This is a genomic window from Bradyrhizobium vignae, assembly GCF_900324035.1.
GTDB classification, from domain to species: domain Bacteria; phylum Pseudomonadota; class Alphaproteobacteria; order Rhizobiales; family Xanthobacteraceae; genus Bradyrhizobium; species Bradyrhizobium vignae.
The window spans coordinates 7,953,606-7,980,605 of record NZ_LS398110.1 but is presented as its reverse complement, the minus strand read 5'-3'; the positions used below and the strand labels follow the sequence as shown (position 1 = coordinate 7,980,605).

The following is a 27,000-nucleotide window of genomic DNA, read 5'->3' as shown; positions in this document are numbered from 1 at the left end:
CCTCAATATCCGGTCAGCTCGAGATAGCCAACGCCGTCATGTGTCCCGGCAAGGCTGATCGGTCCTTCCCAGTATGAAAATCCGGTCCCCATCCAGGCCCCGGGATTGAGCGGCTTGCAAAGGATCGAGAATGATCGCGAGGGAATTGCGATCTGCCATTCCACCGGCAACTTGCGTCCAGCAACGTCCGCGGTGGCCTTCGGCATCATCTGGATGTCGCCGCCCGCGATCATCTGCGTGTTGCCGCCGGCGCTGATCCAGTTGCCGAACGGATAATTCTTGCCGTCCTTCTGCCGCAGCCGGTACAGCATCAGCTTGTCGCCGGATGAAAGATGCAGCGAGAGCCAGTCCCAGCCGGTCTGGTCGGCATCGAGCGGCTGGCTGCTCCATTCCCTGTCCATCCAGGCCTGGCCCGAGACATCGACCGCCTTGTCGTCGATGGTGAGCGTGCCGCGCGCGCGATAGAACGGCTGGCTGTAATAGTAGGACGCCTGCCCGAGCTCCGACTTGCGGCTGTAGCCGCCATCCCCCTGCAACACCACTGGGCGCTCGGCTTCGAGCGTCAGCGCATAGCTGAAATCGGTGCCGGAGGCCCTCAGCGTCGACGGCGCCAAGGTGCGATCGTCGGTGCGCTCGAGACTCTTCATCTCCCAATCGTCGATCCAGGCATCGAACGGTTTGGCCGTCACGCCGGCCTGCCCGACGCCGCCGCGTGAAAATGTTTCGGCGAAGCGGTGAGTGTCGGCGCGTGTCACCGCGGCATGCGCCATCCACACCTGTTGATTGGCCCAGCCTTCGCGTTGCGGGCCCGGCTGCGCCGCCTGGCGGAACAGCGTCCATTGCAGACCACAGGCGGCGCCGCTGCTGTCTGTGAGGTTGGCCGTGAGATACCACCACTCGATGCGAAACTCCGGATGCGGCCCGTGATCGGCGGGGAAGGTGAATGTCCTTCCCGGCGTCACCTTCGCGAAGCCGTCGGCGGTCTCGCCGAGTCCGGCATAGCCTTGCGCGCCTGCGCGGCGCGCGAGAGCGAGGGCGGCAATGCCGCCGGCGAATGTACGCCGCGAGATTGCTTCAGCGCTCATTGGCAAACACCTTGACGAGATTCGCCGGCTGCATCCGCGCCAGCCGCACCATGGGCAGCAGCGCCGCAAACAGCGAGGCCAGCAGCGCGACCGCGACCAGCTCGATCAGCTGCAGTGGAAACACATGGAACGGCAGCCGCCAGCCAAATGCTTTCACGTTCACGATTTCGATCAGGCACCACGCCACCAAGAGGCCGAGCGGCACGGCCAGCACCGCCGTGAACAGCGCGACCGACAGCGTCTGGGTCAACTCGATCGCGGCCAAGCGCGGCCGCGTCAGGCCGATCGCCCACAGCGGCGCGAGCTGCGGCAGGCGGGAATTCGCCAGCGTCAAAAGGCTGGTGAGCAGCGCGATGCCGGCGACGCCGAGCGTGAACGCGTTCAGCGCCGACGTCACCGCAAAGGTGCGGTTGAAGATGCGGATCGATTCCGCCCTCACCGTCGCCTGGTCGGCGACGCTGCGATCGTCGAGCGCGAACTCCTTCTGCAGGGCCGCGATCAGGGCGGGGATGTTCTCCTTCGCGACGATGAGGCCGATCCGCGTCTGCGGCGTCTGCGGGAACTGCCGGATAAGTGCGGCGACATTCACCGTGAGCTGCCCCTTGGGGTTGCCGTAATCGGCATAGATGCCGACGATGTCGAGCTCCCAGCTCCCGCCCGGCGCCGGCACCTCGACGACGTCACCGATCCGCACATTCAGCCGGCGGCTCAATTGCTCGCTGATGAAGGCGGCATTGCCGGGCACCAGCTGCGTCCAGGCGCGCGGCGCGGTTTCCAAGAGGGGCCAGCGCTCGCGATACAGCGCGTGATCGGGCAGGCCAAGCAACTCCACCGATTGGCCCTGGATTTGCGCCTCGGCGCGTCCGCCCGAGAGGATCGCCTGCACATCGCTGCGATCCTTCAGCCAATTGCGGATCGCGACGGCTTGCGCATTGTCGGACGCGCTGATGTAGACGTCGGCGGCGAGCCGCCCGTTGAGCCAGCCGATGAAGGTGCGGCTGAACGTCTCCACCATAGTGGACACCCCGACATTGACCGCGAGCGCGAGCAGCAGCGCCATCAGCGCGAGCGACAATCCGGAAAGCTGTTGCCGGCTGTCGGCCCAGAACCACAGCGCAAGCGGGCCTCGCGCAACGCGCTGGCCGGCGAGCAGGATGATGTCGAGGAAGGCCGGCAGGATCAGCGCCGCACCCAACATCAGCGCCGCAAGCACGCCGAACCCTGCGATCAGCGACTGTCCGTAGTGGAGCAGCAGCAGTGCGACCGCGAACACGGCGCAGGCCGCACAGCTCTGCAGGACCAGCCAGCGGCGTTGCCGCTGTTGCCAGGCGCGCGGCTGCGCGGTCGCCAGCACCGGCATCCTGATCGCCTTGATCAGGCTGGTGGCGGCCGCAACAAGTGCGCCGGCAACGCTGATGCCGATGCCGGCAACCCACCATTCGGGTCGCAGGCTGAGCTGTCCCGGAATCCGTGCGCCATAGAGCCCGCGCAGCGAGGCGGCGACATCGGGCAACAATGCGGCTGCGATGACATAGCCGCAAACGAGCCCGATCAGGCCTGCGACCAGCGCCAGTGCCACCAGCTCGATCACCAGCACCGTGTTGACCAGCCGCGCCGAGGCGCCGCAGGCCCGCAAGGTCCGCAGCATCGGCAACCGCTGCTCGAAGGCGAGGCCGACGGCCGAGTTGACGATGAACAGGCCGACGAAGAACGACAGCAGGCCGAACGCCGTCAGATTGAGATGGAAGCTGTCGGTGAGACGCTCCAGCTCCGTCTCGGCGGTCGGCTCGATCAACTGCAACCGCTCGCCAACGAGGCTCGCGAGCGGCGCCGGCTTGCCTTTCGGCTTGCCGATCAGCAGCCGCGATATCTGGTCCGGCTTGTTCAGCAATCGCTGTGCCACGCCGATATCGACCACCAGCACGTCGGGCGCGAGCTGCGGCTGTACGCGTAGCGGCGGCAGCTTTGCGCCGCTGCTGATCGGCGGTGACGCGCCTTCGGTTTCCCGCAAGTCGCTCAACGTCTCCCGTGCCACCAAGGTCTGGCCGGGCGGTGCCACAAAGCTGCTCAGATCCGAGGCGCCGAGGCGCGGCGCGTTGCCGACAGCGACCGGCAGCGTCACCGGCTCGATCCCGAGCAGCCGCACCGAGCGTCCGTTGATCTGGATCCTGCCCTCCAGCGCCGGTGACACCGGCCACCCGGCGCGGCGCAGCTTTACGAACAGCTCTTGCGGAAAGGTTGCCGCATTGGGAGCGACCAGCATCGCGGTGCGCACGCCGCCGAACGTCGCCGCCGCGCGGTCATAGGCGCTGCGGGCCTGCTGGTTGATGGCCTGCACGCCGCTCCACAGCGCGGTCGCCGCGGTCAGTCCGATCAGCAGAGTCGCGAACTGCATCCCGTGCCGCCGCCAATGGCTCAGGAGCACCGCCAGCACCCACAGCGCGCGCCTCATGCGATTCGTCCTGCATGCAAGGTGAGATGACGGTCGAGCGTCGCGGCCAGATGCAGGCTGTGCGTCACCATCAGGAAGCCGCAGCCGGTGCGCGCCACGAGGTCGCGCGTCAACGCCAGCACGTCCTCGGCGGTGGCTTCATCGAGGTTGCCGGTCGGCTCGTCCGCCAGCAGCAGCGAGGGCTTTGTCGCCAGCGCCCGGCCGATCGCGACCCGCTGCTGCTGGCCGCCTGATATTTGCTCTGGATAGCGTTTGAGCAGGCTGCCGAGTCCGAGCCGCTCGACAAGCTCCTTGGTCCAGGCTGCATCGTGCCGCCCGGCGATCCGCGCCTGGAAGGCGAGATTGTCCGCCACCGAGAGGCTCGGGATCAGGTTGAATTGCTGAAAAACCAGGCCGATGCGGTCGCGCCGCAAGCTGGCACGTCCCGCATCCGACAGCTTGGTGACCTCGATCTCCTCCAGCCGGATCGTGCCGCCATCGGCGGCATCGAGTCCCGCGATCAGGTGCAACAAGGTGCTCTTGCCGCTGCCGGACTCGCCGGTCAGCGCGACGCGTTCGCCAGCCTTGAGGTCGAGATCGACGCCGCGCAGCACATGGACCGGCTCGCCGGCCGCGGAGAAGGTCTTGGAAAGATTTCGGATGCTCAGCACAATGAATGGCGCCGGACGGAATTAACGGAATTGCTGCGTAGCACACCTGCCGGGGAAATGCTGGTTGCGTTGGTCTCGAAGCCGTTGTTAGCTTCCAAGATGGCCAAATCAAAAAAAGTGCCAAAAAGACATACGGGGAGATTCATGAGCGCTCAGGGAACGCCGGCGGCGGCGGGCAAGACGACAAGGACGCCAAAGGGCGCCTGGACCATCACCTTTCTCCTGTTCCTCTTCATGCTGGTGAACTTCGCCGACAAGATCGTCGTTGGTCTTGCCGGCGTGCCGATCATGACTGATCTGAAGCTCACGCCCGAGCAATTCGGCCTGCTCGGCTCCTCCTTCTTCTTCTTGTTCTCGATCGCCGCCATCGTGGTCGGCTTCATCGTCAACAAGGTGCCGACGCGCTGGGTGCTGTTGTCGCTCGCGGTGGTCTGGGCGCTGGCGCAATTTCCGATGGTCGGCACCGTCTCGTTCACCACGCTCCTGATCTGCCGCATCGTGCTGGGCGCCGGCGAAGGCCCGGCCTTCTCGGTCGCCGCGCACGCGATCTACAAATGGTTCCCCGACGAGAAGCGCACGCTGCCCACCGCGATCCTGTCGCAGGGTTCGGCGTTCGGCGTCATCCTCGCGGTGCCGGCGCTGAACTGGATCATCGTCAACCATTCCTGGCACTATGCCTTCGGCGCGCTCGGTGTGGTCGGCCTGATCTGGGTTGCGGCCTGGCTCGCGCTCGGCAAGGAAGGGCCGCTGGAGGACACGCAAACCTCGGCCGTGACCGAACCGAAGATCCCCTATTTGCAGCTGCTCACCTCGCGCACCTTCATCGGATGCGTCGCCGCAACCTTCGGCGCCTATTGGGCGCTGTCGCTCGGCCTGACCTGGTTCACGCCGTTCATCGTCAAGGGGCTCGGCTTCTCGCAGAGCCAGGCTGGCTTCATATCGATCCTGCCCTGGGTGTTCGGCGCCACCATCGTCATTCTCACCGGCTGGATCTCGCAGGTGATGATGGCGCGCGGTTACAACACCCGCGTGGCGCGCGGCGTTCTCGGCTCGGTGCCGCTGGTGATCGGCGGGCTCATCCTGGCGATGATGCCGCATGTCCAGGGCGCGGGCCTCCAGATCGCGCTGCTCGTGGTCGGCTCGGGCCTGTGCGGGGCGATCTATGTGGTCTGCCCGCCCATGCTCGGCGAGTTCACCCCGACGTCGCAGCGCGGCGCGATTCTCGCGATCTACGGTGCGCTCTATACGCTTGCCGGCATCATCGCCCCGGCCGTGATGGGGACGGTGATCCAGCGTGCCGGCAGCACGATCGACGGCTACATGACCGGCTTCACCATCAATGCCGTGATCATGGTCTGCTCCGGTCTGCTCGGTCTTCTGCTGCTCTGGCCGAACACCGAGCGCGCCAGGCTGACGCGCGCCGCCGCTGCGCAGGCCAACGCGCTGAAGGGCGCGGTATCGCCGACGTAATAGCAGGTGCTGTTTTTTTACCCTCCCCCTCCAGGGAGGGTAGCGGCAGCCACCGCTACTGCACCCCCTGCGCGCCCCGGATCAACTTGCCCGGCCGGCGCCCGGTGGCCTTGCCGTGTCGCCGCGTCACCACGCCCGACACAATGGTCGCCTCATAGCCGTCGACATCCTGCAACAGCCGCCGCCCGCCCACCGGCAGGTCGTAATGCACCTTCGGCGGATGCAGATGCAGGCGGTCGTAGTCGATCACGTTGACGTCAGCTTTATAGCCCGGAGCAATAAGTCCGCGATCGGCGAGGCCGACCGACAACGCGGTCTTGCGCGACTGCGCCGCGACCACGAACGGGATCGTGAGCTTCTCGCCGCGCTTGCGGTCGCGCGTCCAGTGCGTCAGCAGATAAGTCGGAAAGCTCGCATCGCAGATGATGCCGCAATGCGCGCCGCCGTCGGACAGACCCGGCACCGATTGCGGGTCGAGCAGCATCTCGCGCGTCGCGTCGAGATTGCCGTCGGAATAGTTGAGGAAGGGCACGTAGAGCATGCCGCGCCCTTCGTCCGACAGCATCGCGTCATAGGCTAGCTCCTCCGGCTGACGCCCCTGTTTGCGCGCCTGCGGTCCCAGCGCGTTCTCCGGCGGCTGCTCGTAGTCGGGGGGATCGCCGAGCAGGAACATCTTGTCGTAGTTGGGCCGGAAGAACAGCGGATCGTCGGTCGCGGTCGCCGTCTCGCCCAGGATCGCCTTGCGCACATCCGGCTGGCGCAGCCGCGCCAAACGCTCCTGCAGCGGCAGATGCGCGATCGCCTTGTAGCTCGGATGGGTCTGGAACGGATTGCGCGACAGCTCGAGCCCGAGCAGCAGGCCGACCGGGCGTGCCGCGATCTGCGCGGTGATGGAGAGGCCGCGCTTGGCCGCGGCATTGATCTCATCCAGCGTCTGGCGCCAGCGCTGCGGCGCCTTGTCGTTCTGCGTGATCGAGAATGAGATCGGGCACTTGGTGACGTCCGCCACCCGCAGCATCATCGGCAGGTCCTCGTGGATGGTGGAGAGGTCGAGCACGAACTGCAGCACGCTGCGCCCCTGCCGATGCATCGCGCCGGCAATCGCGGCGAGCTCGTCCTCGCCGGCCTTCAGCGTCGGCGTAAAGTCGCCGGTCGATGTGCGGTGGTTGAGCGTGCGCGAGGTCGAGAATCCGAGCGCGCCCGAGCGCACCGCCTCGCCCGCGAGCTTCGCCATCGCCGCATTGTCCTCCGCGGTCGAGGGATCCCGGCGCGCGCCGCGCTCGCCCATGACATAGACCCGCAGCGCGGCATGCGGCAGCTGCGCGCCGACGTCGATGTCGAAATCGCGCTTGGCGAGCCAGTCCATGTAGTCCGGAAAGCTCTCCCACGCCCAGGGAATGCCGGCGCTCAGCACCGGCTCCGGAATGTCCTCGACGCCCTCCATGAGCTGGATCAGGCGGGTGTGGTCATCAGGCTTGCACGGCGCAAAGCCGACGCCGCAATTGCCCATGATCGCGGTGGTGACGCCGTTCTGCGAAGACGGCGTGAGGTCCTGGCTCCAGGTGACCTGGCCGTCGTAGTGGGTGTGCACGTCGACGAAGCCCGGCGTCACGAGCTTTCCGCGTGCATCGATCTCTTCGCGGCCCTTGGCGGAAATCTTCCCGACCTCGCTGATTCTCCCGCCGCTGATGGCGACGTCAGCCTCGAACAACTCGCCGCCGTGGCCATCCGCGACGGTGCCGCCGCGGATCACGAGATCAGCATTGCTCATGATGTTTCTTCCCGTCTTGTCGTTTGTTGTTTTCGAAATTCTCTCCACTCGTCGTCCCGGACAAGCGCGCCCTCAGGCGCGCGCCGATCCCGTAACCAGCCGCTTTCGCTACTCACGAACCGCCTTCGCCGGCTTCCGTTCCGTGAACGGCGACAGCACCACCGTCGCCACCATGAAAATCACGGACGCCCCGAACACCCAGTGCGGCGCGCTTTGATCCATGATCCAGCCGAACAGCAGCGGGCTGACGATGCCGCCGAGATTGAATCCGGTCGAGACGATGCCGAAGGCGCGGCCCGCGGCGCCCGCGGGCGCCGCATTGCGCACCAGCATGTCGCGCGACGGCGCGATCACGCCGGAGAGGAAGCCTGCGATTGCCATCGTGGCAGTCAGGGCCCAGCCCGGCAGCGTCACCAGCGCGATTAGCAGCACGATGGCCGCATTCGCGGCAAAGCAGGCCGCCGCGACATAGCCGTGACGTTCGGTGTGATCGGCGAGAAAGCCGCCGGCGAGCACGCCCGCGGCACTGGCGGCGAGGAACGCGGTCAGTGCGACATTGGCGATCGAATAAGACGTGCCGTATCCGCTCATCAGCGCCACCACGCCGAAATTGTTGATGCCGGCGACCGACAGGCTGAGCAGCATGAACAGCGCGGTCAGCGTGATCAGCGCCGGCGTGATCACCGCCTGCTTCGGCGCGCTCTCGCCACCCGGCTTTGTCTTGTGCGCGCCGGCCTCGGGAATGCCCATGGCGATCAGCAGCACCGCCACCACGATGGCGATCGCGCCCGACGCGACCAGCGCGCCGACGCCGCCCCACAGCGTGACCAGCGCGGCGACGATCGCCGGCGTCACCGCGCCACCGAGATAGCCGGCAAAGGTGTGCACCGAGAAGGCGCGCCCCATCCGCGCCTCGTCCATGTGCTCGGCCAGAATGGCGTAATCGGCGGGATGATAGACGCTGTTGGCGAGGCCCAGCAGCACGGCGCAGGCGATCAGCGCGGCGTAGCTGAGGTGCAAGCCGAGCAGGATCAGCGCGCAGCCGCCGAGGGTCAGCCCGATCAGCAAGATCTTGCGCGCGCCAAAATGGTCGACGAGATAGCCCGTCGGCGCCTGAGTCAGGCCCGAAACGACGGCGAGCGCGGTCAGCGAGAAGCCGAGCTCGACATAGCCGACGCCGAGCTTCTCCTTCAGGAACGGAAACAGCATCGGCAGGACCAGCAAATGAAAATGGCTGACCCAGTGCGCGATCGAGATTCCGGTCAGCGTGCGCAGCGCACTGTCCGCCTTGCCTTGCTGCGGTGCGGCGAGAACGTCGACCATTGCAGTTCCGTTTCACTCCCGATGGACGCGCAAACTATCGGGGAGGGCGGTTATTTGTCCATGAACGCAGGCGCATGGCAGGTAGTGCTGGCGGGGGAGTGAGGGGCGTCGGTGGAGTGTGGCGCTATCCCTCACAACGGCTCGTCGTCAGGGCCATATCGATCGCGCTTTGGCGTTGCGATGTCGCCGTCTTCGTATTCGTCGTCGTCGTTCTCGCGCCGGCGCGAGGGCTTCTTTGCCTTGTCTTGCGCCTGCTTCGGCGGCGCGCTCGGCTTGGCGGTCGTATTCCCGGTCTTGGCCATGGCTGGTCCCGGATGGTGATGCTGCATCCGAATCTATCCGCCAGATATGTGCGGTTGCTGACTTAACTCAAGGCCCGCGACGAGGCCGTCACTGCACCACCGGCCCGCCCGCCTTCTTCCAGGCATCGATGCCGCCGGCGATATGGGCGGTGTTGAGAAGTCCCGCTTCCTTCGCAGCCGCCACCGCCATCGCCGAGCGTTCGCCGAAGGCGCAGAAGAACACCACGCGGCGTCCCGTCGCGGCCGCGACCTCGCGCAGCATGCCGCCGGGCTTCAGGCTCTCCTCGACCGACGGGTAGGGCGTGTGCAGCGCACCTTCGAGCATGCCGTGCTTCAGCCGCTCGTTGGTCTCGCGCAAGTCCACCAGCAGGATGTCGGGCCGGCCGAGGCTGCGGATCGCCTCGATTGCGCTGAGCGCGCGGCCCTCCTTCTCCAGCTCCTCCTGATGCAGGCCGACATGCATGTTGGCGGGGACCGCCACGTCCATCATCTTCGGATTGGGCAGCTTCAGGTTCGCCATCAGCTCGATATATTCGTCGACCGAACGCACCTGGAGCCGCGGGTTGTAGCGCTTCTCCTCGCCGATGGTGGAGACGGTGTCGCCCTTGTAGTCATGCGCGGGGAACACCATCGTCTCGTCCGGCAGCTTGAGCAGGCGGTTGAAGATAGAATCATATTGGGCGCGCGACGAGCCGTTCTGGAAATCGGTGCGGCCGGTGCCGCGGATCAGCAGCGTATCGCCGGTGAAGACGCGGTCGCCCATCAGATATGAGTAGGAATCGTCGGTGTGGCCCGGCGTGTACATCACGTCGAGCGACAGGCCCTCGATCGTCAGCTTGTCGCCGTCGGCCACCCGCATCGCCACCACGTCGGCCTTGGTCTGGTCGCCCATCACTGTCATGCAATGGGTGCGATCGCGCAGCTCGCCGAGGCCGGTGACGTGGTCGGCATGCAGATGGGTGTCGACCGCCTTGACCAGCTTGAGGTCGAGCTCGCGCAGCAATTGGCAGTAGCGGTCGACCTTCTCCAGCACAGGATCGAGAATGAGCGCCTCGCCGCCGGGGCGGCTGGCGAGGAGATAGCTATAGGTGCCTGAAACGCTGTCGAAGAGCTGGCGGAAGATCATGGCAGAGACCCCGGCGTGGAACTGGTTTCCAAAGATTCTACTACGCTCCGGGTCGGAAAGAGAAGTAATTCACTGCACTGGCGGTAATAATGGAAGATTGCTATCGCAGGGCCTAGCCCGTCATTCCGCGGCGGCTCGCAGAGCCGAACCCGGCATCTCGAGATTCCGGGTTCGATGCTTCGCATCGCCCCGGAATGGACAGGTAGGGACCTACGGCCGCACCACCGTATACCCATTCTCCGCCAGGAACAGGATCTGCCCAACCCCGACCTGCACCGGCGTGGCCGCTTGGATGAACTCCGGCCGCTTGCCCGTCTCCCGCGCGATCGTATCCACCGTGTTGAGGCAGATGTCGAAGCGCACGCCCTGTGCGATCAGGCTCTCGACCTGCTTGCGCCGCTCACTGCCGGCAAGAAGCAGGTCGATGCCGGGACCGAATGCCACCACCTCGATCGCGATCTTGTCGGGATCGTAGGCCTTGAGCAGATTGTTGGCGACGCTCAGCACCAGCGCCTGCTTCTTCGCATCGCCGTCGGAGAGTTGCAGCACGACCTTGTGCTCGGCGAACGGCTTGTCCTGGAGCGGGATCTGTTGCGCAAGAGCGGGCGGGGTCCAGACGAGCAGTGCCAGCATCATTGCGGATAAGAGCTGCGACCGCATCATCCCTGTCCTGCAATGCCTGGATTGCCCTCGACGCCTTTCAAGGTCACACCGGAGCCGAGTCGCTCCTGCAACATCCGCCCCGAGCGCAGATATTTGCCGAGGACGTCCCACACCGGGGCGCCTTGCTGGCCATTGACCGACGCCCAGCCCGCGACCTTGTAGCGGTGGCCGGCGCTGAGCGCCCTGCCGTCGCCAAGCTTCAGCTCCGAGATGCGGCTACCGATCGCAGCGTCCGGTGTGCAGGTGTAGCTGAGCCCGCCGGCGCGCACCATGTCGCCGCCCTGCTGGTAATAGGGATCGGCGTTGAAGAGGTTGTCGCAGACGTCTTCCAGCATGTCCTTGATCTGAGCCCCCGTCATATCCTGCACATAGGTCTCGGGGTAGGTGATCGCGGTCTCCGCCAGCACATCCTCCATGGTCAGCGCCTGGCCCGACAGCGCGGTGACGCCCCAGCGGAAGCCCGGCGACAGCGCGATCTCGGCATCGAGCTCGGTGCGCAGCGCGGCGCAGATCAGTTCGTCCATGGGTCCGGAGAAATTACCGCGGCGGTAGAGCAGGCGATCGGGCGTTGCGATCTTCTCCGACCAGTCGCTCACATGCGGCGCCCGCAGCCGGCCGATCAGCTCGGCCATTCCAGGATCGGGCTTCAGCAACTCGGAATAGACAGGCAGCAGATGATAGTGGATGTCGCTGACCTTGCCCTTGTCGAGTGCAAGATCGAGCACGGCCAAAAATTTCCCGTTGGAGCCGGCATTGGTGACGAGCGTGGTGCCGGCCGCATTCTTCACCGCAATCGGCTGCGGCACGGCATCATGGGTGTGGCCGCCGAGGATGACGTCGATGCCGGTGACGCGGCTCGCGAGCTTGAGGTCGACATCCATGCCGTTGTGCGACAGCAGAATGACGGCGTCGACCTTGTCGGTGCCGCGCAAGGCATCGACATGCTTCTGCAACTCCTCCTCGCGGATGCCGAAGCTCCAGTCCGGCGTGAATCTCTTGGGATGCGCGATCGGAACGTAGGGGAAGGCTTGGCCGACGATCGCGACGCGATGCCCGCCGATTTCCTTGATCATCGAAGGCTTGAACACGCGTCCCGTGGCCTTGTCGAAGGCGGGGGCGTCGTTGAACGCGGCTTCCTCGGTCAGGAACACGTTCTGCGCCAGAAATTCGCCCTTGAAGCGCTCGAGATTGTCGCGCAGCGCCTGCTCGCCATAGGTGAATTCCCAATGCCCGGTCATCGCCTCGATGCCGAGCAGATTGGCGACCTCGACCATGTCGCGGCCCTGCATCAGGTTGGCGAGGCCCGTGCCCTGCCAGAGATCGCCGCCGTCGACGAGCATCGAACGCTTCTCGCCGACATCGGCGCGCAAGCGATCGACCAGCGTCTTCAGATGGGCGAAGCCGCCGAGCTTGCCGAACCGGCCTGCGGACTTTTCGAACTCGATGCAGGTGAAGGCATAGGCATCCGCGCTGTCGGGCCGGATGCCGAACCGCTCCAGGAAGGCGCGGCCGACCAGATGCGGCGGCCGTCCCGCCATCTCGCCGATGCCGATATTGACGCTGGGCTCGCGGAAATAGACCGGATTGAGCTGCGCATGCGTGTCGGTGAGGTGCAGGATCCGCGCATTGCCGAACCGCTCGACGTCGTAGATGCTGGCGGCTTCAGTGCCACGGGCCAGCCGGGGCAGGCCGAGCGTTGCGGCCGCAAGGCCTGCACTCTTCAAGAAGTCGCGGCGGCGGATCGCCATTCAGAAATTCTCCGCGCCTCTCGTGATCGCTGGATTGTTCCACTCGGGAGCAGTCTAGCGGATTTCCATCGCCTTCCAGGCTTCTTTTTCGGTCTTCGCCTGGAAGATCGAGGCCTGCGCCAGCGCCTCGGCCTCCTTGGCTGCGGCGACAGCACGGTCGAAATCGCCGCCGTCGGCAGCCTTCTTCGCTGCCGCCAGCGCAGAGACGGTCACGGTCCACTGATTGCGCAAGCCGGCCGCCTCCTTGGAGGCGGCTTCGGCGGCGGCATAGGCCGCCTTGTAATCCGCCTCATCTGCCGCGCGCGCGGATGGCGCAAGGCTGAGCGCGAGCAGCATGGCGAGAGCAAGTGACCGCTTCATGGCCGTGCTCCCGGGCCTGAGATCGGCAATCCGTTGGCGACGTAGGACAGAAAATATTCGACGTCGCGATATTCATCCGATTGCGGCTCCAGCGGAACCGCGCGGGTCTGACTGTTGCAGGTGACGAAGCGGCGGCTGGTGGTGCCCATGCCGCTCCATTCCGAGCGGTAGATCGGCATCGCGTTGAGGATGCCGAGCGCCGGTGCCAGGGTCTCGGCGCGGATACGTTCGCCCGGGCTCTGCACATGGCAGCTCGCGCATGAGAAATTCATCTGGCCGCGCCGCGTGTAGAAATAGCGCTTGCCGTTCTCGAACGCGGCAAGGGCACGCGGATCATCGGGTATCTTGATGTCCATCGGTTTGCCGCGCGAAGTGTACGCCATATAGGCGGTGAGCGAGGCCATCTCGTCCTTGACGTAGGAATAGGGTGCCTCGCCATTGGCTTCGCGGCAGCGGTTGAGCGCGAGCTCGAGCGTGATGACCTTGCCTTCCTTGGTGTCGAAGTACGGATAATTCTGGCGGATGCCGATGCCGCCGTTCGGGAAGCAGTCGGCGTAGGTCTTGCCGTTCTTGAACGGGGTCGAGAACATCTCCTTGCCGGCATCGAGCGCGAACTCGTAAGGCGGGAATTCTTCCTTCTCCTGCCACTGCCGCTTCATGTCCTCGTTCATCGAATAAGGACCGTTGACGAAATCCTCGTGCTTCACGTCCGGAAACTTCTGGAAGAAGAAGTTCTGGAACGCCTTGGCGTCGGCGACGGGGTCGACCTTGTCGGCCGCGACGACGCGCGTTGCGGCGAAAGCAAGCGCCGCGAGTGCGACGAATGCCGAGCCGAGCAGAATCGTAGCGCGCTGTTTCATCACGCGATCTTCGCGGTGGTCGTGTCGGAGCCACCCTTGTTGTCGGTCCAGGAGATCTTGAGCTCGTCGCCCTTCTTGGCGCCCTTGAAGCTGAACTTGACGTAGGGGTCCTTGGAAACCGCAGTGCCCCAATTGGCGACGAAGACGTCCTTGCCGTTACACTCGAACTTCAGCTCCTGGATGAAATGCGCAGGGATCAGCTCGCCCTTGGAATCCTTGACCAGGCCCGTGTCCATGGGGTGCTGGATCAGCGCCTGCACCTCGATGATGTCGCCGTTGGACGTTGCGCGTACGCGAATGCTTGATGCCATGTCGAACTGCCTCGCTTAACCGCCGCAACCGCCGACGGTGACCTTGACCTCTTTGGTCGCGCTGTAGAGCTTGCCGTCGGCTTCCACGATCGCCACCAATTTGGTGGTCCTGGCCATCTTCAGCCGGTTGGCGACGGCAGGGATCGTGCCATCGGGAATCTTGTAACTTGCCGCGAGCGCGAACGGGTTCTCGGCCACGAAGAAGGAGATCGAGGTCACCTTGTCCAGCGTCGTCGTCACCGAGATCGGCACGACGCCGCCGTTCTCGGCGATCTCGGGCGCATCCAGCTTGACCTTGTCCGACGGTGTGGCGGTCTTGCCGTAGAGCACCTTGATCGCGTCCGCCTCGCTCTTCTGCCTGAAGGCCTCTTCCGGATATTTGTCGTTCGCCGCCGCACGCGCGGGCGCGGCGCCGAACGGCAGATTGCCGAGGCCGAGCAGCGCGACGGAGGCTGCGCCCTGAAGGATCAGGCGCCGCGTCGGATGAGGGCCGGTGGTCGTGGTCATCTCAAATCTCCTGGGCTGCCGGCCCGTTACAGGGTCTGCAGGAAATCAACGATTGCGTTGATTTCCTGTTCGGTCAAAATCCGGTTCCGGCCGAACGGCGGCATCATGGTTTGCGGATTGCGCTTGGTCTCGTCGAAGATGATCGCAGCCAGCTCGTTGCGATCGGGGTATTTGGCCTTGATGTCCTTCAGCTCCGGCCCGATCGTTCCGGGCAGGTCGCCGCCCTTGATGACGTGACAGGTCAGGCAATTGCCCTTGCCGCGGTCGAAAGCGAGTTTCTGGCCCTCAGTCACGGTGGATTGCGCCCCCGCCGGGGGCACGGCCGCGCCGGCGAGGAGGGCCAGCGCAACAAGCAGGGCGGGCTTGCAAGGAAAGACGGTCAAGGCTTCGTCCCGAGCGTTATGTCGATGATCTCGTTTGCGGAATTGTTCAAAAGCACAAAGGGCATCGCCTGACAATCAAGACTATGCAGGCGGCAAAATGGGATTAATATCCCCCGCATTGCAACCGTTGAGATAGTTCATTCATCACATCGGCTGGGATTGGCAAATTATTCTCGGGCGTTTGCCCCTAGGGCCGTGTTCTGTTTCACATTTTCTGGGGACGTCATTTGGCTGAATACGTCGTTGAATTTGGCAGGGACGGCGGACGGGTCGAGCCGGATGGCCGGCTCGATGCGCCGGCTTTCCATCGCAATCACGAACCGATCTGGGCGGCGCTGGAAAAACATCTTGCCGGCACGACCGGCGACGTTGTGGAACTCGGCAGTGGAACCGGCCAGCACGTGGTTCATTTCGCCCGCCACACACCCGGCCTGATCTGGTGGCCGAGCGACCTCAACCAGCGCCACCTCAAGAGCATCGAAGCCTGGCGCGTGCATGCGGGCCTGCCGAACATACGCTCACCCCTGCGGATCGACCTCACCGATCCCGACTGGTGCCCGGAGATGAAAAGCGGGCAGGGACCGACCAGCCTCGCAGCCGTGTTCTGCGCCAATGTCATCCACATCGCGCCCTGGGCCGTGGCCGAAGGCCTGTTCGCCGGCGCCGGCCGCTATCTGCGCCCCGACGGCAAGCTGTTCCTCTACGGCCCCTTCAAGCGCGACGGCAAGCACACTGCGATCAGCAATGCGGTGTTCGACACCTCCTTGCGCGAAGGCAATCCCGACTGGGGCGTGCGCGACATCAGCGACGTCGAGAAGTTGGCGAAGGCGGTGGCCCTTCGCCTGGTCGAGACGATCGAGATGCCCGCGAACAATCTGACGCTGGTGTTTTCGCGCTAAGCCGCGACGGCGGTGCGCTCCCTCCCCCGCTCGCTCGCGGGTGAGGGCGGAGGAAAGGGTGACTCCGCGACGGGATACTCCCTAGAGCAGAAAACCCTCACCCGCCCTGCGGGGACGATGCTTCGCATCGCCCGAGCACGCCGATCTGTTCCGCAAACCAATCGGGAGAGGTGCACGGCCCGCTGGAATTGCGTCGGTCAAATCAAGAGGCTGTCACGCCGCGCCATCCCTCCATCCGATCCTCTCCTTCAAGAACCGGAAGCCGAGCACCTCGAAGCTCGCGCGCTCCTTGTTGTCCTTGCCGTAGCCGTGGCCGCCGGCTGCCGGCTCGTAGAACCAGGCCTCATAGCCCATCGCCTGGAGCTTTGCCGCCATCTTGCGGGCATGGCCGGGATGAACGCGGTCATCGCGACGCGTTGTGGCGATCAGGATCGGCGGATAGGCCTGGCCGGCCTTCACGTTGTGATAGGCCGAGTAGGTCTTCAGCCATTCCCACTCCTCCGCCTTGTCGGGATCGCCATATTCCGCGATCCAGCTCGCGCCGGCGAGCAACTTCGTGTAGCGGCGCATGTCGATCAGCGGGATGGTGCAGAACAGCGCGCCGAAGCGCTCAGGGTACCGCACCAGCATGTTGGTGATGAGGATGCCGCCGTTGGATCCGCCCTGCGCGGCGATGCGCTTCGCACTCGTCACGCCGCGGCGCACGAGATCGGCAGCCACGGCCGCGAAATCATCGTGCGAGAGCCTCTTGCCGGCGAGCCGGCCGGCATCGTGCCAGCGCGTGCCGAACTCGCCGCCGCCGCGCAGATTCGCCTGCACCGTCGTGCCGCCGCGCTCCAGCCATAGCCTGCCGAGCGAAGCGTTGTAATACGGCTTCACGGCAAGTCCGAAGCCGCCATAGGCGCTCATATAGACCGGCGCATCGCCGGTCTCCGCAGCGGGGCCGGTCTGGACATAGGGAATGCGCTCGCCGTCGATCGAGATCGCCTCGTGCTGCGTCACCACGAGACCGTCGGCATTGAATGTCTTCGGCGCCTGCTTCAGCACAACAGGGCTTGCGACGCCGCGTTCGAGCAGCAGCAGCGCGGGCGGCGTGAGCGGGTCCTGCACATTGGCGAGCAGGTCGCCGTTGCTCTCGGATGCATGCCGATCGAGCGGCCAGACATCGACGACGCCGATCTCGGGCAGACCGGGAAGCGTCTCGCGGCTCCAGCCCGCAGCCGATGGCGTGCAGATCTCGAAGCACGGCTTGAGCTCGTCGAGAATAGATAGCACCAGCTTGCCGGCGGCCCAGAACAAGCCTTGTAGCGCGCGCCGCGGTGCGGGCTCGAACAGCACCGCGAAATCGCGACTGCCGGCCAGGAAGGCCGAGAGCGAGATGCCGAGCACGGTGTCGGTGGCATAGGTCCGGCCTCCGATGGTCCAGTCCTTGCGCAGCTTCATCGCGAACCAGTCGCGATGCGCCTGCATCCAGATCCCGGTCGGCAGATCGAGCTTCGTCATGTTACCGGCCGCATCGCGCAGCCATATGCCATAGTTGAAGAAGTCGATCTGGTCGACGATCCACACCCGTGGCGCCGCACCGGTGTCGTCGGCTACACCGGAGATCGCCATGTGATCAGCGGTGGTCTCGATGATCACCTCGGCCTGATCGACCGGCTGACCTCGCCGCCACAGGCGGACGGTCCGAGAGTATCCCGAGCTCGTCGCCATGCTCTCGCCATGGGCGCTCGACAGCAGCAGCGTGTCGGCATCGAGCCAATCGACGCCGCCCTTCGCTTCCGGCAGTGCAAAGCCGTTCGTCACGAAACTCTTCGTGGTGAGGTCGAACTCCCGCAAGGTAACGGCGTCACTGCCGCCGCGCGACAGGCTGAGGATCGCCCGCGAGCTTCCCGGCATCGTGACGATGGAGCTCAGCAGCCAGTCTTCACCTTCGCTTCTCGCGAGCTGGTCGATGTCCAGCATGGTGTCCCATGCCGGATCGGCTTTGCGAAATTCCGCCAGCGAAGTCCGCCGCCACAGGCCGCGTGGGTTGGCGGCATCCTTCCAGAGATTGTGCAGATCGGAGCCGCGCCGGCTGACATAGGGGATGTTGTCGGGACGATCATAGATCGCGGCGAGAATGTCGCGGTCGCGCGCGAAGGCCGCTCCGCCGAATGCGGCGAGCGTGAGTTGATTCTGCCGCTCGACGAAATCGAGCGCCTGTCTGCCTTCGATCTCTTCCAGCCACAGCCAGGGATCGTCGTCGGGAGCGCTGAGCGTGGGCCTGTCGTCGACGGTCATGAACGAAACTCCAACAAGTCGCCGCGGATAGGATTTGATCGAGCGCAAGCCGTCAAGAGCGCGGTCCGCTATCATCCCACCGATTGCGTCAGCGGCATGGCCCGCGTCCGTTTGCGCCGGTTGCCCGCCCTTGCGCGTCCCTCCATAGTGCCGGGAATCAACAGAGCCCTTGGGCGGAAATGCCGATGCTTGATGTGACCGCTGCCGACGAGATTGCCGACGACGCGCGCGTGCGCAGCAATGTGGTGCGCCTTGCCGCGGCGCAGGCGCTGACCGGCGCCAACTCGGCCGTGATCTTCGCCACCGGCGCGATCGTCGGCGCCACGCTCGCCCCGGACATCTCGTTCGCGACCGTGCCGATCTCGATGTATGTGGTCGGGCTTGCCGCCGGCACGCTGCCGACCGGCGCGATCTCGCGCCGCTTCGGCCGCCGCGTGGCCTTCGTCATCGGCACGGGCCTCGGCACGCTCACGGGCCTTGCCGGCTCGTTCGCCATCCTGCACGGCTCCTTCGCGCTGTTTTGCCTCGCGACCTTCCTCGGCGGCCTCTACGGTGCCGTGGCGCAGTCCTATCGCTTCGCCGCCGCCGATGGCGCCAGCGCGGCCTACCGCCCCAAGGCAGTGTCCTGGGTGATGGCCGGCGGCGTGTTCGCCGGCGTGCTTGGTCCGCAGCTCGTGCAATGGACCATGGACGTCTGGCAGCCCTATCTGTTCGCCTTCAGCTTCCTGGTGCAGGCCGCGGTGGCGCTGGTCGCCACGGGCATCGTCGCCGGCGTCGATATGCCAAAACCCGGGCCGGCCGATCTGCATGGCGGGCGGCCGCTGCTCACGATCGTGAGCCAGCCGCGCTTCGTCGCGGCGGCGCTGTGCGGCGTCATCTGCTATCCCATGATGAATCTGGTGATGACCTCGGCGCCGCTCGCCATGAAGCTGTGCGGCTTGTCCGTCTCCGATTCCAATTTCGGCATTCAATGGCACATCGTCGCCATGTACGGGCCGAGCTTCTTCACCGGTGCGCTGATCGCCCGCTTCGGTGCGCCTGTGATCGTTGCCGCCGGCCTGCTGCTGGAAGCCGGCGCCGCCGGCATCGGCCTCTCCGGCCTCACTGCGATGCATTTCTGGGCGACGCTGATCGTGCTCGGCATCGGGTGGAATTTCTCCTTCATCGGCGCCTCCGCGCTGGTGCTGGAGACGCATCGGCCGCAGGAGCGCAACAAGGTGCAGGCCTTCAACGATTTCCTGGTGTTCGGCATGATGGCGATCGGCTCGTTCTCTTCGGGCCAGCTGCTCGCCAATTACGGCTGGTCGGCGGTGAACATGGTGGTGTTCCCGCCGGTCGTGCTCGGGCTTATCGTGCTCTCGCTGGTCTCCTGGGCCCGCCGCCGCAAGGCGCGGTTGGACGCAGCCATGGGTGAGTTTCCGGATGCGGTGTGAACTGGCAGGAGGTTGTCAGCAGCGCCGATGGTTCGAGCTGCGTCGAAGTGATTTTCTGAAGCGAGCTATTAATTGATGCGTCATGGCCGGCTTGTCCCGGTCATCCACGTCGTGGGCGCCGCGCATGCTCGACAATTCTCAACAGCCTCAAACCGATGAATCCTCCCTCCGCTACGAAGGCTGGCGCATCGTCGCCGTGTGCTTCCTGCTCGCGACCTTCGGCTGGGGGCTCGGCTTCTACGGCCAGAGCGTCTACGTCGCCGAGCTCCAGCGCGCCCGCGGCTGGCCGACCTCGCTGATCTCCGCAGGGACGACGTTCTTCTATCTGTTCGGCGCGCTGCTGGTGGTGTTCGTCGGCGAAGCCGTGCGGAAATACGGCCCGCGCCTCTGCCTGATTGCCGGCACGCTGGCGATGGCGGCGGCTGCGGTTGCGATCGGCGCGGTGCGCGAGACCTGGCAGCTGTACCTCGCCAATGCCGTGCTCGCCTTCGGCTGGGCCGGCACCAGTCTCGCCATGATCACCAACACGATCAGCCTGTGGTTCGACGACAAGCGCGGCATGGCGATCAGCCTGGCGCTGAACGGCGCCAGTTTTGGCGGCATCGCCGGCGTGCCCTTGCTGGTGAGCTTGATCGGTCATCTCGGTTTCGCCCGCGCGATGTATGCCGCCGCTGCCGCCATGCTGGTGCTGCTCGTGCCGGTGATCCTGCTCGCCGTTGGTTCGCCGCCGGGCCATCATGGCGGGCTCGCGGCAGGGAAGGAGAGGCCGCAGTCTTCGACGGAGATCCGCAAGGCTGCGCTGCGCGACATCAGCTTCCTCACCGTCACGATCGCCTTTGCGCTGGTGCTGTTCGCGCAAGTCGGCTTCATCGTGCACCTGATCTCGTTCCTCGATCCCGTGATCGGCCGCGAGTGCGCTGCGGTTGCACTAGCCGTGCTGACCGCGATGGCGGTGGTCGGCCGCGTGCTGTTCTCGCTGGTGATCGACCGCCTCAACCAGCGCCTTGCCTCGGCGCTGTCGTTCCTGAGTCAGGCGGCGGCGCTGTGCGCCGTCATCAACCTGCACAATGATTATGTGCTGATCGCCGCCTGCGCGGTGTTCGGCTTCTCCGTCGGCAATCTCATCACGCTGCCATCGCTGATCGTGCAGCAGGAGTTCGACACCGCCTCGTTCGGCGTGCTGATCAGCCTCAACACCGCGATCAACCAGGTCACCTACGCCTTCGGCCCCGGCGTGGTCGGAGCCTTGCGTGATTGGTCCGGTGGCTACACGCTGCCGTTCTATCTCTGCTTCGTGCTGGAGGTGGCGGCTGCGGCGCTGATCTTGGTGCGGGGTAAGCCGAGAGCGAAGCTCACGTAGGGCGCGACGGCCGTTCAACAATCTCCGTCATTGCGAGGAGCCCTGGCGACGAAGCAATCCAGGCCGTCTCAGCGGGGACAGTCTGGATTGCTTCGCCGCGCTCGCAATGACGCGTGGAGGGAGCGCAGGTCACCCCTCTCGCTGCCTCAACAAATCCTCCACATCCAGCCGCTTGGTGACCATCGCGAGCTTCCCATCCGGCCCGAACGGCCATTGCTCCCTGGGCTTGTCCCAATACAGCTCCACCCCGTTCTGATCCGGATCGCGCAAGTACAGCGCCTCGCTGACGCCGTGGTCGCTGGCGCCGTCCAGCGCAATGCCGGCCGTCAGCACCCGGTGCAGCGCATCCGCCAGCGCAGGCCGGGTCGGATAGAGAATCGCGGTGTGATAGAGCCCCGTCGTGCCCGGCGGTGGCGGCGAGCCGCCCTTGCTCTCCCAGGTGTTGAGCCCGATGTGATGATGATAGCCGCCCGCCGAGATGAAGGCCGCGCCGGAGCCCATGCGCTGCATCAGCTCGAAGCCGAGCACGCCGCAATAGAAGCCGAGCGCGCGATCGAGGTCGGCGACCTTGAGATGAACGTGGCCGATCCTGGTGCCGGCATGGATGGCTTGGTTCTGCGGCATGTGAATGCTCCGTTGAAAACATGCACATAAGGCGGGCTCCTAGATGGTGCTACCGCCGATCCCGAAACCCAGCGTTTCCGGATCAGAACTAAGCCAGCTCCGACACCTCACCGTCGGGCAGGCCGAACTCGAACGTGTTCAGCGTCATCGACACCAGCGTGTAATAGCCGCACAGCCCGATCACCTCGACGACGCCGCGCTCGCCGAGCAGCTTCACCGCCGCGTCGTAGAGTCCCTTCTCGACGCCGTGCCCCTCATGCAGCGACTTCGCGACGTCGTAGATCATCTGTCCCTGGGGATCGTCGAAATCAGGCGTGCGGCGGTCGCGGATGGCGTCGATGATGTCGGGGTTCAGCCCGCCCGCGAGCGCGAGGCGCTTGTGCGCGTACCATTCGTAATGCGCGGTCCAGTGCCGCGCCGTCACCAGGATCGCGATCTCCGAAAGCTTGGCGGGGAAGATCGTGTCGAAGCGCAGCACCTCGCCCAGCCGCGTGGCGTGACGGGCCATCTCCGGACTGTTGAGCCAGGCCATCATCGGCGCCGGCGGCTTGCCGCGCTTGCCGGCAATCGACTCGTCATAGGTCTGCCGCTGGCTCTCGTTCATTTCGCCAGGCGAAAGAAGCTTCAGGCGCATTGTCGTTTCCTCTTTGTTTTCAAGCCGCCATGCCCTCGACTATAGCGGAATGCACGCCTGCGGAAGTGGTTGAATTCCACGGTGCGATGGCCCAGAGTCGCGCACAACAAGTCGATTTTTGAGTGATGGAAACGACCATGAGCGAAACTGAATCCGCCGAACTCGAACGATTCCGCAACGAGACGCGCGCCTGGCTGGAAGCCAACTGCCCGCCGGAGATGCGCAAGCCTGCCACGTCGGATGCCGACGTGTTCTGGGGCGGGCGCAATGCAAAATTCTCGTCCGAGCCGCAGCGCATCTGGTTCGAGCGCATGCGCGACAAGGGCTGGACCGTGCCTGACTGGCCGAAGGAGTACGGCGGCGGTGGCCTCAGTGCCGCCGAGCACAAGGTGCTGCGCGCCGAGATGGCGCGGATCGGTGCCCGCCCGCCGCTGTCGAGCTTCGGCATCTGGATGCTCGGGCCGGCGCTGCTGAAATATGGCAACGACGCGCAGAAGAAGGAGCACCTGCCGAAGATTGCCGCGGGCGAGATCCGCTGGTGCCAGGGCTATTCCGAGCCGAATGCCGGCTCCGATCTCGCCTCGCTCCAGACCCGGGCCGAGAGCGACGGCGACGACTTCATCATCAACGGGCAGAAGATCTGGACGTCCTATGCCAACTACGCCGACTGGATCTTCTGCCTGGTCCGCACCGATCCCACGGCCAAGAAGCACGACGGCATCAGCTTCATCCTGTTCGACATGACCTCGAAGGGCGTCTCGACCAAGCCGATCCTGTTGATCTCCGGCTACTCGCCGTTCTGCGAGACCTTCTTCGACAATGTCCGCGTGCCGAAGTCGCACGTGGTCGGCACAGTCAACCGCGGCTGGGACGTCGCGAAATATCTGCTCCAGCACGAGCGCGCGATGATCTCAGGCATGGGCGAGCGCGGCGTCGGGCGGCCGCTCGGCCAGATCGCGGCCGACTCGGTCGGCACCGATGGCCAAGGCAGGCTCGACGACGCCATGCTGCGCGGCCAGATCGCGCGCTTCGATGTCGATGAGGCCGCGCTCGCGGCCTGCGCCGAGCGCGCGGTCGATCTCGCCAAGGCCGGGCAGGCGCATCCGGCGTTCTCCTCGGCGATGAAATATTACGGCACCGAGCTCAACAAGCGCCGCTACGAGATCCTGATGTCGGCCGGCGGCGTCGATGCGCTGGAATGGGAGAGCGAGCGCTCCAAGCAGGGCGCGCGCCCGCGCGCCTGGCTGCGCACCAAGGCCAACTCGATCGAAGGCGGCACGTCCGAGGTCATGCTCGGCATCGTCGCCAAGCGCATCCTGGATCTGCCGGGGGCCTAATTCCACCGTCGTTCCGGAGCGGTCCGCAGGACCGAACCCGGAACCTCGAGATTCTCCGGAGCGCAATTGCGCTCCGTGGTTCGCGTCCTCGACCCGACCCGGAACGACAGCAACAGTTACACATTCCGCCAAACGCTAGAGAACTTTGCACATGGCCCTCGTCCTCACCGAAGAACAATCGATGCTCCGCGACAGCGCGCGCGCGCTCATCAGCGACAAGGCGCCGGTGTCGCATCTGCGCCACTTGCGCGACAGCAAGGACCCCATCGGGTTCTCCAAGGAGTTTTGGCACTCCTTCGCCGAGATGGGTTTTGCCGGCCTGCTGGTGCCGGAAGAATTCGGCGGCAGCGGCCTCGGCTATGTCGAAGCCGGCGTCGTGATGGAGGAGATCGGCCGCACCCTGATGCCGTCGCCCTTCCTCGCCACCAGCGTGGTCGCGGCCTCGGCGCTCAATCGCGGCGGCAATGCCGCGCAGAAATCGGAATATCTGCCGAAGATCGCCAGCGGCTCGCTGCTCGCGACGCTCGCGATCGACGAGGGCGCCAAGCATCGCCCGCTCCAGACCAGCCTTCAGGCCGTGCGCGCCGGCAACGGCTTCAAGCTCTCGGGCGCCAAGGCCCTGGTGGTCGATGGCCATGTCGCCGACCTCCTCATCGTCGCCGCGCGCACCGCGGGTAGCGCCGGCGAGCGCGAAGGGTTGACGCTGTTCCTGGTCGATCCCAAGGCCAAAGGCGTCGCGATCGAGCGCACCATCATGGTCGATGCGCACAACGCGGCGCGGATCGAATTCGCCAATGTCGAGGTCAATGCCGACAGCGTGCTCGGCGAGATCGATCAGGGCTCGGCCCTGCTCGATGGCGTGCTCGATATCGGCCGTGGCGCGGTCGCCTCCGAGATGGTCGGCCTCAGCGATGAAGTATTTCACCGCACCGTCGAGTACCTCAAGAGCCGAAAGCAGTTTGGCAAGCTGATCGGCGAATTCCAGGCGCTGCAGCACCGAGCCGCCGAACTCTATGTCGACATCGAGATCACCCGCGCCGCGGTGATGAAGGCACTGCAGGCATTGGACGCCGACGTTGCGAAAGCCACTTCAGCCGTCGCCGTGGCAAAAGCCCGCGCCGGCACCACCGCAACGCGCGCGGTGCAGGAAGGGGTGCAGATGCACGGCGGCATGGGCATGACCGACCAGTTCGACATCGGCTTCTTCATGAAGCGCGCACGGGTGTGCGAGGAACTGTTCGGCGATGCGAACTACCACACCGAGCAGCTGGCGCGCGCGCGGGGGTATTGAGACAGTCGGATGTGAGGCGCGAGCGCGTGCGTGCCTCACGTGCAGGTGGTGGATAGCGCTTGCCCTGAGCCGTCATGGCCGGGCTTGTCCCGGCCATCCACGTTCTTTGGTGCCTCGGAAACGTGGATGCCCGGGACGAGCCCGGGCATGACGATTGAGAGGCCAGCCTTCGCTCGCAATGACAGTGGCGAGTCCGCCCCTTACCTCATCGGCGGTGCGTACTGCACCCCGCCCGCATTCCAAAGCTGGTTCATGCCGCGCGGGATCTTCAGCTTGGACTTCTCGCCGATATTGCGCTCGTACATCTCGCCGTAATTGCCGACATGACGGATGATGCGCGCGGCCCAGTCCTTGGTGAGGCCGAGCTGCTCGCCGTAATTGCCCTCGGTGCCGACCAGGCGCATCACTTCCGGCTTCTTCGACTTCAGGGCCTCGTCGATGTTCTCCGAGGTGACCCCGAGTTCCTCGGCGTTGATCATCGCATACAGCGTCCACTTCACGATCATCATCCAATCGTCGTCACGCTGGCGCACGACGGGGGCGAGCGGCTCCTTCGAGATCATGTCCGGCAGGATCATGTGCTCGCCGGGCTTGGACAGGTTCAGCCTGAGCGCGTAGAGCTGCGAGACGTCGGCGCTGAACGTGTCGCACTTGCCGGTGTCGTAGGCCTTCACCACGTCGGCGAGGCTTTCGAGCTTCACCTCTTCGTACTTCATGTTGTTGGCGCGGAAGTAATCGGCAACGTTGAGTGCGGTCGTGGTGCCGGCCTGCACGCAGACCTTGCTGCCGCTCAGATCCAGCGACGTCTCCTTGTTGCGCGAGCGGGGCAGCATGAAGCCCGCGCCGTCGTAATAGGCGACGGCGGGGAAGTAGAGGTCGTAGTCGAGCTCGCGCGCCATGCTCCAGGTCGAGTTGCGCGAGAGGATGTCCACCTTCCGGCTCTGCAATTCCTTGAAGCGCTCGCTGGCGTCGAGCGGAATGAACTTCGCCTTGCCCGGGTCGTTGAAGATCGCCGCGGCGACCGCGCGGCAGAAATCGACGTCGAAGCCGGTCCAGTTGCCCTTGTCGTCGGGGATCGAGAAGCCCGGCAGGCCCTTGTTGACGCCGCACAGCACCTCGCCGCGGCGAACAGTCCGCTTCAGGGTGCGGGTGTCGTAGAATTCATAGATGATGGCGACGACGCCGACCAGCACGGCGACCGCGAGCCCGATCAGCAGGCCGCCTCGAAAAGTGCGCATGATGTCTCTCTCGAAATAATCGGGAAAAGGAAATTGGATGAGGGGGTGGAGCATGACCGGCGCGATCATGCTCGAACCGTAGCCCTTAAAGCTCGGGCTTCTGCCGGATCACGACCTTGGTCCCGACAGGGACGCGATCGTAGAGGTCGGCGACGTCGTTGTTGACGAGACGGAAGCAGCCCGAGGACACCTTGGTGCCGATCGTGTCTGGACGGTTGGTGCCGTGGATGCGGTAGACCGTAGTGCCCAGATACATGGCGCGGGCGCCCAGCGGATTGCCGGGACCACCGGCCATGAAGCGCGGCAAATAGGGCTGGCGCTGGATCATCTCCGGCGGCGGCGTCCAGTCCGGCCACTCCTTCTTGTTGGTGATGGTCACCAGCCCTTGCCACTGAAAGCCATCGCGGCCGACGCCGATGCCATAGCGGATCGCGCGCCCGCCGGGCTGCACCAGATAGAGGTGCCGTTCGGCGGTCGAGACGATGATGGTGCCCGGTGCTTCCGTGGTGCGGAAGTAGACCACCTGCTTCTGCCATTCCGGATCAAGCTGGTAGGAATCGTCCGCGATCAGGCCCGGCTCGTCGCCGTGGTCCGGCTGCTGGGCGAAGGCGTGCGGCGTGGACAGGACCAGTCCGATCGCAGCCATGAAAATCCCGGTCAGGCGACGAAAATCCGTCATTTCAAGCTCTCCCCGCTGCCACAGTGCAGATCATTCGGAACCATCAAACCTGAGGGGCAAGTTCATGGCAAGTTGATGACGCGCTGTCCTGCCATGTCGCGAGAATGGTTTGGTTTTTTGACGGGGCCGGAGCAATGCCACAAACGGGGGATGGCGCGAAAAGCAGTGCCCCCGGTATCCGCGCCGGGTGGGGCAGCCGAAATGCATTCGC

General features: G+C 65.1%; 25 protein-coding genes. 6 read left to right on the top strand and 19 right to left on the bottom strand.

The window, feature by feature from the left end; all coding sequences use genetic code 11:
• Positions 1 to 2: 2 nt before the first annotated feature.
• Genes BRAD3257_RS38410 through BRAD3257_RS38400 form a run of 3 tightly spaced genes read right to left on the bottom strand, consistent with a single transcriptional unit; the run spans position 3 to position 4,187 of the window.
• The gene (locus tag BRAD3257_RS38410; protein ID WP_122406163.1) at positions 3 to 1,085 is read right to left on the bottom strand and encodes a lipocalin-like domain-containing protein; all 1,083 of its coding nucleotides are present in this window, start codon (positions 1,083 to 1,085) and stop codon (positions 3 to 5) included.
• On the bottom strand, positions 1,075 to 3,537 hold the full coding sequence (locus BRAD3257_RS38405; protein WP_122406162.1) for an ABC transporter permease: 2,463 nt from the start codon (positions 3,535 to 3,537) through the stop codon (positions 1,075 to 1,077). The genes BRAD3257_RS38410 and BRAD3257_RS38405 overlap by 11 nt, the downstream gene beginning before the upstream one ends.
• The gene (locus BRAD3257_RS38400; protein WP_122406161.1) at positions 3,534 to 4,187 is read right to left on the bottom strand and encodes an ABC transporter ATP-binding protein; all 654 of its coding nucleotides are present in this window, start codon (positions 4,185 to 4,187) and stop codon (positions 3,534 to 3,536) included. The genes BRAD3257_RS38405 and BRAD3257_RS38400 overlap by 4 nt, the downstream gene beginning before the upstream one ends.
• 144 nt (positions 4,188 to 4,331) lie before the next feature.
• On the opposite strand from BRAD3257_RS38400, the gene BRAD3257_RS38395 reads away from it, so the two are divergent.
• Positions 4,332 to 5,657: an MFS transporter gene (locus BRAD3257_RS38395; protein WP_122406160.1), complete on the top strand. Its 1,326-nt coding sequence runs from the start codon at positions 4,332 to 4,334 to the stop codon at positions 5,655 to 5,657.
• Between the two features lie 55 nt (positions 5,658 to 5,712).
• Here BRAD3257_RS38395 and BRAD3257_RS38390 read toward each other — a convergent pair whose 3' ends face one another.
• The 11 genes from BRAD3257_RS38390 to soxX form a co-directional block, all read right to left on the bottom strand.
• A complete protein-coding gene (locus tag BRAD3257_RS38390; RefSeq protein ID WP_122406159.1) occupies positions 5,713 to 7,428 on the bottom strand; it encodes an N-acyl-D-amino-acid deacylase family protein in 1,716 nt (571 codons plus the stop codon).
• Positions 7,429 to 7,536: 108 nt separating this feature from the next.
• Positions 7,537 to 8,751 (bottom strand): MFS transporter, encoded by a 1,215-nt coding sequence (locus BRAD3257_RS38385; protein WP_122406158.1) that lies wholly within the window; start codon positions 8,749 to 8,751, stop codon positions 7,537 to 7,539.
• A 131-nt stretch (positions 8,752 to 8,882) separates the two neighbouring features.
• Positions 8,883 to 9,053, bottom strand: a complete 171-nt coding sequence (locus BRAD3257_RS40505) for a hypothetical protein (protein ID WP_174221617.1) — start codon at positions 9,051 to 9,053, stop codon at positions 8,883 to 8,885.
• An 88-nt stretch (positions 9,054 to 9,141) separates the two neighbouring features.
• Positions 9,142 to 10,179, bottom strand: a complete 1,038-nt coding sequence (locus BRAD3257_RS38375) for an MBL fold metallo-hydrolase (RefSeq protein ID WP_122406156.1) — start codon at positions 10,177 to 10,179, stop codon at positions 9,142 to 9,144.
• Between the two features lie 210 nt (positions 10,180 to 10,389).
• A complete protein-coding gene (locus tag BRAD3257_RS38370; RefSeq protein WP_122406155.1) occupies positions 10,390 to 10,842 on the bottom strand; it encodes a DsrE family protein in 453 nt (150 codons plus the stop codon).
• A complete protein-coding gene (soxB, locus tag BRAD3257_RS38365) occupies positions 10,839 to 12,590 on the bottom strand; it encodes a thiosulfohydrolase SoxB (protein WP_122406154.1) in 1,752 nt (583 codons plus the stop codon). The genes BRAD3257_RS38370 and soxB overlap by 4 nt, the downstream gene beginning before the upstream one ends.
• Before the next feature lie 54 nt (positions 12,591 to 12,644).
• Positions 12,645 to 12,950 (bottom strand): hypothetical protein, encoded by a 306-nt coding sequence (locus BRAD3257_RS38360; RefSeq protein WP_122406153.1) that lies wholly within the window; start codon positions 12,948 to 12,950, stop codon positions 12,645 to 12,647.
• Positions 12,947 to 13,810 (bottom strand): sulfur oxidation c-type cytochrome SoxA, encoded by an 864-nt coding sequence (gene soxA, locus BRAD3257_RS38355; protein WP_162500510.1) that lies wholly within the window; start codon positions 13,808 to 13,810, stop codon positions 12,947 to 12,949. The genes BRAD3257_RS38360 and soxA overlap by 4 nt, the downstream gene beginning before the upstream one ends.
• Positions 13,810 to 14,121, bottom strand: coding sequence for a thiosulfate oxidation carrier complex protein SoxZ (soxZ, locus tag BRAD3257_RS38350; protein ID WP_122406151.1), 312 nt, complete (start codon positions 14,119 to 14,121; stop codon positions 13,810 to 13,812). Before soxZ ends, soxA begins: the two co-directional genes overlap by 1 nt.
• A gap of 15 nt (positions 14,122 to 14,136) precedes the next feature.
• The gene (gene soxY / locus BRAD3257_RS38345; protein WP_122406150.1) at positions 14,137 to 14,628 is read right to left on the bottom strand and encodes a thiosulfate oxidation carrier protein SoxY; all 492 of its coding nucleotides are present in this window, start codon (positions 14,626 to 14,628) and stop codon (positions 14,137 to 14,139) included.
• A 26-nt stretch (positions 14,629 to 14,654) separates the two neighbouring features.
• The gene (gene soxX / locus BRAD3257_RS38340) at positions 14,655 to 15,011 is read right to left on the bottom strand and encodes a sulfur oxidation c-type cytochrome SoxX (RefSeq protein ID WP_122406149.1); all 357 of its coding nucleotides are present in this window, start codon (positions 15,009 to 15,011) and stop codon (positions 14,655 to 14,657) included.
• A 227-nt stretch (positions 15,012 to 15,238) separates the two neighbouring features.
• Between soxX and BRAD3257_RS38335 the strand changes: the two genes are divergently transcribed.
• Positions 15,239 to 15,910 (top strand): DUF938 domain-containing protein, encoded by a 672-nt coding sequence (locus BRAD3257_RS38335; protein ID WP_122406148.1) that lies wholly within the window; start codon positions 15,239 to 15,241, stop codon positions 15,908 to 15,910.
• A gap of 213 nt (positions 15,911 to 16,123) precedes the next feature.
• Here the strand turns inward: BRAD3257_RS38335 and BRAD3257_RS38330 are convergent, their stop codons facing one another.
• Positions 16,124 to 18,193 carry a prolyl oligopeptidase family serine peptidase gene (locus BRAD3257_RS38330; protein ID WP_162500509.1) on the bottom strand — a complete coding sequence of 690 codons (2,070 nt, stop codon included), beginning with the start codon at positions 18,191 to 18,193 and terminating at the stop codon, positions 16,124 to 16,126.
• Between the two features lie 185 nt (positions 18,194 to 18,378).
• Between BRAD3257_RS38330 and BRAD3257_RS38325 the strand changes: the two genes are divergently transcribed.
• Positions 18,379 to 19,626 carry an MFS transporter gene (locus tag BRAD3257_RS38325; RefSeq protein WP_162500508.1) on the top strand — a complete coding sequence of 416 codons (1,248 nt, stop codon included), beginning with the start codon at positions 18,379 to 18,381 and terminating at the stop codon, positions 19,624 to 19,626.
• A 124-nt stretch (positions 19,627 to 19,750) separates the two neighbouring features.
• Positions 19,751 to 20,986 (top strand): MFS transporter, encoded by a 1,236-nt coding sequence (locus BRAD3257_RS38320; RefSeq protein WP_122406145.1) that lies wholly within the window; start codon positions 19,751 to 19,753, stop codon positions 20,984 to 20,986.
• A 129-nt stretch (positions 20,987 to 21,115) separates the two neighbouring features.
• On the opposite strand, the gene BRAD3257_RS38315 is transcribed toward BRAD3257_RS38320, so the two are convergent.
• Entirely contained in the window at positions 21,116 to 21,610 is a 495-nt protein-coding gene (locus BRAD3257_RS38315; protein ID WP_122406144.1) for a VOC family protein, read from the bottom strand.
• A gap of 88 nt (positions 21,611 to 21,698) precedes the next feature.
• Positions 21,699 to 22,244 carry a carboxymuconolactone decarboxylase family protein gene (locus tag BRAD3257_RS38310; protein WP_122406143.1) on the bottom strand — a complete coding sequence of 182 codons (546 nt, stop codon included), beginning with the start codon at positions 22,242 to 22,244 and terminating at the stop codon, positions 21,699 to 21,701.
• Positions 22,245 to 22,381: 137 nt separating this feature from the next.
• Here BRAD3257_RS38310 and BRAD3257_RS38305 point away from each other — a divergent pair, with 137 nt between their 5' ends.
• Together BRAD3257_RS38305 and BRAD3257_RS38300 are read left to right on the top strand one after the other, a co-directional pair.
• Complete coding sequence (locus BRAD3257_RS38305; protein ID WP_162500507.1) at positions 22,382 to 23,581, top strand: acyl-CoA dehydrogenase family protein; 1,200 nt, start codon at positions 22,382 to 22,384, stop codon at positions 23,579 to 23,581.
• 151 nt (positions 23,582 to 23,732) lie between these two features.
• Positions 23,733 to 24,872 carry an acyl-CoA dehydrogenase family protein gene (locus BRAD3257_RS38300; RefSeq protein ID WP_122406141.1) on the top strand — a complete coding sequence of 380 codons (1,140 nt, stop codon included), beginning with the start codon at positions 23,733 to 23,735 and terminating at the stop codon, positions 24,870 to 24,872.
• Between the two features lie 200 nt (positions 24,873 to 25,072).
• On the opposite strand, the gene BRAD3257_RS38295 is transcribed toward BRAD3257_RS38300, so the two are convergent.
• Positions 25,073 to 26,110: an amino acid ABC transporter substrate-binding protein gene (locus BRAD3257_RS38295; protein WP_122406992.1), complete on the bottom strand. Its 1,038-nt coding sequence runs from the start codon at positions 26,108 to 26,110 to the stop codon at positions 25,073 to 25,075.
• 85 nt (positions 26,111 to 26,195) lie between these two features.
• Positions 26,196 to 26,789: a L,D-transpeptidase gene (locus BRAD3257_RS38290; protein WP_122406140.1), complete on the bottom strand. Its 594-nt coding sequence runs from the start codon at positions 26,787 to 26,789 to the stop codon at positions 26,196 to 26,198.
• Positions 26,790 to 27,000: the final 211 nt, after the last annotated feature.